Raw genomic sequence first — 255 nt, 5'->3', positions numbered from 1 at the left:
GGTTGTACGGGTTGCCCAGCGTGTGGGCCAGCATGATGGCCTTGGTCTTGGGCGAGATCGCCGCTTCCAGCTTGGTCACATCGATGTTGTAGGTGCCCAGCTCGACGTCGACGAACACCGGGATGGCGCCGAACTGGATGATCGGGTTGACGGTGGTGGGGAAGCCGGCGGCCACGCCGATCACCTCGTCGCCCTGCTGGATCGCGCGCGCGCCCAGCTTGGGCGAGGTCAGCGTGTTGAACGCGACCAGGTTGG

General features: G+C 65.9%; 1 protein-coding gene. It reads right to left on the bottom strand.

From position 1 onward, the window contains the following. Positions 1-255: DegT/DnrJ/EryC1/StrS family aminotransferase (locus tag KVP70_RS35945; RefSeq protein WP_217946792.1), on the bottom strand; the 255-nt coding region annotated here is incomplete at both ends.

This window comes from Duganella violaceipulchra (genome assembly GCF_019166075.1).
Classification (GTDB): domain Bacteria; phylum Pseudomonadota; class Gammaproteobacteria; order Burkholderiales; family Burkholderiaceae_D; genus Rugamonas; species Rugamonas violaceipulchra.
The sequence above is the reverse complement of the archived record's forward strand: the minus strand, read 5'-3'. Positions and strand labels throughout refer to the sequence as shown.